The 3235-nt window shown below is 53.3% G+C and carries 1 rRNA gene and 1 other annotated feature (1 of these 2 cut by a window edge); the gene reads left to right on the top strand.

The window, feature by feature from the left end:
* Positions 1 to 77: ribosomal RNA gene (locus AR442_RS04065) — 16S ribosomal RNA — on the top strand; its annotated part reaches 1243 nt to the left of the window's first position; the annotation flags it as partial.
* 2 nt (positions 78 to 79) lie between these two features.
* Positions 80 to 3235, bottom strand: a sequence feature (most likely nonfunctional fraction of RNA operon).

Here is a 3235-nt window from a genome sequence, read left to right as displayed (position 1 = left end):
TGTTCTTTGAAAACTAGATAACAGAAGTAATTCACATTCAATTAGTAATGCAAGATATCACGTAGTGATTCTTTTTAACGGTTAAGTTAGAAAGGGCGCACGGTGGATGCCTTGGCACTAGGAGCCGATGAAGGACGGGACGAACACCGATATGCTTCGGGGAGCTGTAAGCAAGCTTTGATCCGGAGATTTCCGAATGGGGAAACCCACCACTCGTAATGGAGTGGTATCCATATCTGAATACATAGGATATGAGAAGGCAGACCCGGGGAACTGAAACATCTAAGTACCCGGAGGAAGAGAAAGCAAATGCGATTCCCTGAGTAGCGGCGAGCGAAACGGGACCAGCCCAAACCAAGAGGCTTGCCTCTTGGGGTTGTAGGACACTCTGTACGGAGTTACAAAGGAACGAGGTAGATGAAGAGGTCTGGAAAGGCCCGCCATAGGAGGTAACAGCCCTGTAGTCAAAACTTCGTTCTCTCCTGAGTGGATCCTGAGTACGGCGGAACACGTGAAATTCCGTCGGAATCCGGGAGGACCATCTCCCAAGGCTAAATACTCCCTAGTGACCGATAGTGAACCAGTACCGTGAGGGAAAGGTGAAAAGCACCCCGGAAGGGGAGTGAAAGAGATCCTGAAACCGTGTGCCTACAAGTAGTCAGAGCCCGTTAACGGGTGATGGCGTGCCTTTTGTAGAATGAACCGGCGAGTTACGATCCCGTGCAAGGTTAAGCAGAAGATGCGGAGCCGCAGCGAAAGCGAGTCTGAATAGGGCGAATTGAGTACGTGGTCGTAGACCCGAAACCAGGTGATCTACCCATGTCCAGGGTGAAGTTCAGGTAACACTGAATGGAGGCCCGAACCCACGCACGTTGAAAAGTGCGGGGATGAGGTGTGGGTAGGGGTGAAATGCCAATCGAACCTGGAGATAGCTGGTTCTCTCCGAAATAGCTTTAGGGCTAGCCTCAAGGTAAGAGTCTCGGAGGTAGAGCACTGATTGGACTAGGGGCCCCTACCGGGTTACCGAATTCAGTCAAACTCCGAATGCCGATGACTTATCCTTGGGAGTCAGACTGCGAGTGATAAGATCCGTAGTCGAAAGGGAAACAGCCCAGACCGCCAGCTAAGGTCCCAAAGTATACGTTAAGTGGAAAAGGATGTGGAGTTGCTTAGACAACCAGGATGTTGGCTTAGAAGCAGCCACCATTTAAAGAGTGCGTAATAGCTCACTGGTCGAGTGACTCTGCGCCGAAAATGTACCGGGGCTAAACGTATCACCGAAGCTGCGGACTGTTCTTCGAACAGTGGTAGGAGAGCGTTCTAAGGGCTGTGAAGCAAGACCGGAAGGACTTGTGGAGCGCTTAGAAGTGAGAATGCCGGTATGAGTAGCGAAAGAGGGGTGAGAATCCCCTCCACCGAATGCCTAAGGTTTCCTGAGGAAGGCTCGTCCGCTCAGGGTTAGTCGGGACCTAAGCCGAGGCCGAAAGGCGTAGGCGATGGATAACAGGTTGATATTCCTGTACCACCTCCTCACCATTTGAGCAATGGGGGGACGCAGGAGGATAGGGTAAGCGCGGTATTGGATATCCGCGTCCAAGCAGTTAGGCTGGGAAATAGGCAAATCCGTTTCCCGTGAAGGCTGAGCTGTGATGGCGAGCGAATTATAGTAGCGAAGTTCCTGATTCCACACTGCCAAGAAAAGCCTCTAGCGAGGTGAGAGGTGCCCGTACCGCAAACCGACACAGGTAGGCGAGGAGAGAATCCTAAGGTGATCGAGAGAACTCTCGTTAAGGAACTCGGCAAAATGACCCCGTAACTTCGGGAGAAGGGGTGCTCTGTTAGGGTGCAAGCCCGAGAGAGCCGCAGTGAATAGGCCCAGGCGACTGTTTAGCAAAAACACAGGTCTCTGCGAAGCCGTAAGGCGAAGTATAGGGGCTGACGCCTGCCCGGTGCTGGAAGGTTAAGAGGAGCGCTTAGCGTAAGCGAAGGTGCGAATTGAAGCCCCAGTAAACGGCGGCCGTAACTATAACGGTCCTAAGGTAGCGAAATTCCTTGTCGGGTAAGTTCCGACCCGCACGAAAGGCGCAACGATCTGGGCACTGTCTCAACGAGAGACTCGGTGAAATTATAGTACCTGTGAAGATGCAGGTTACCCGCGACAGGACGGAAAGACCCCGTGGAGCTTTACTGCAGCCTGATATTGAATGTTGGTACAGCTTGTACAGGATAGGTAGGAGCCTTGGAAACCGGAGCGCCAGCTTCGGTGGAGGCATCGGTGGGATACTACCCTGGCTGTATTGACCTTCTAACCCGCCGCCCTTATCGGGCGGGGAGACAGTGTCAGGTGGGCAGTTTGACTGGGGCGGTCGCCTCCTAAAAGGTAACGGAGGCGCCCAAAGGTTCCCTCAGAATGGTTGGAAATCATTCGCAGAGTGTAAAGGCACAAGGGAGCTTGACTGCGAGACCTACAAGTCGAGCAGGGACGAAAGTCGGGCTTAGTGATCCGGTGGTTCCGCATGGAAGGGCCATCGCTCAACGGATAAAAGCTACCCCGGGGATAACAGGCTTATCTCCCCCAAGAGTCCACATCGACGGGGAGGTTTGGCACCTCGATGTCGGCTCATCGCATCCTGGGGCTGTAGTCGGTCCCAAGGGTTGGGCTGTTCGCCCATTAAAGCGGTACGCGAGCTGGGTTCAGAACGTCGTGAGACAGTTCGGTCCCTATCCGTCGCGGGCGCAGGAAATTTGAGAGGAGCTGTCCTTAGTACGAGAGGACCGGGATGGACGCACCGCTGGTGTACCAGTTGTTCTGCCAAGGGCATCGCTGGGTAGCTATGTGCGGACGGGATAAGTGCTGAAAGCATCTAAGCATGAAGCCCCCCTCAAGATGAGATTTCCCATTCCGCAAGGAAGTAAGATCCCTGAAAGATGATCAGGTTGATAGGTCTGAGGTGGAAGTGTGGCGACACATGGAGCTGACAGATACTAATCGATCGAGGACTTAACCAATTTGAATGTATGCTTACTGTTATCTTGTAGGTCTCGCAGTCAAGCTCCCTTGTGCCTTTACACTCTGCGAATGATTTCCAACCATTCTGAGGGAACCTTTGGGCGCCTCCGTTACCTTTTAGGAGGCGACCGCCCCAGTCAAACTGCCCACCTGACACTGTCTCCCCGCCCGATAAGGGCGGCGGGTTAGAAGGTCAATACAGCCAGGGTAGTATCCCACCGATGC

The organism is Bacillus velezensis, assembly GCF_001461825.1.
GTDB classification, from domain to species: domain Bacteria; phylum Bacillota; class Bacilli; order Bacillales; family Bacillaceae; genus Bacillus; species Bacillus velezensis.
Note: the sequence above shows the minus strand (reverse complement) of the source record. Positions and strands in the feature narration are given on the sequence as shown.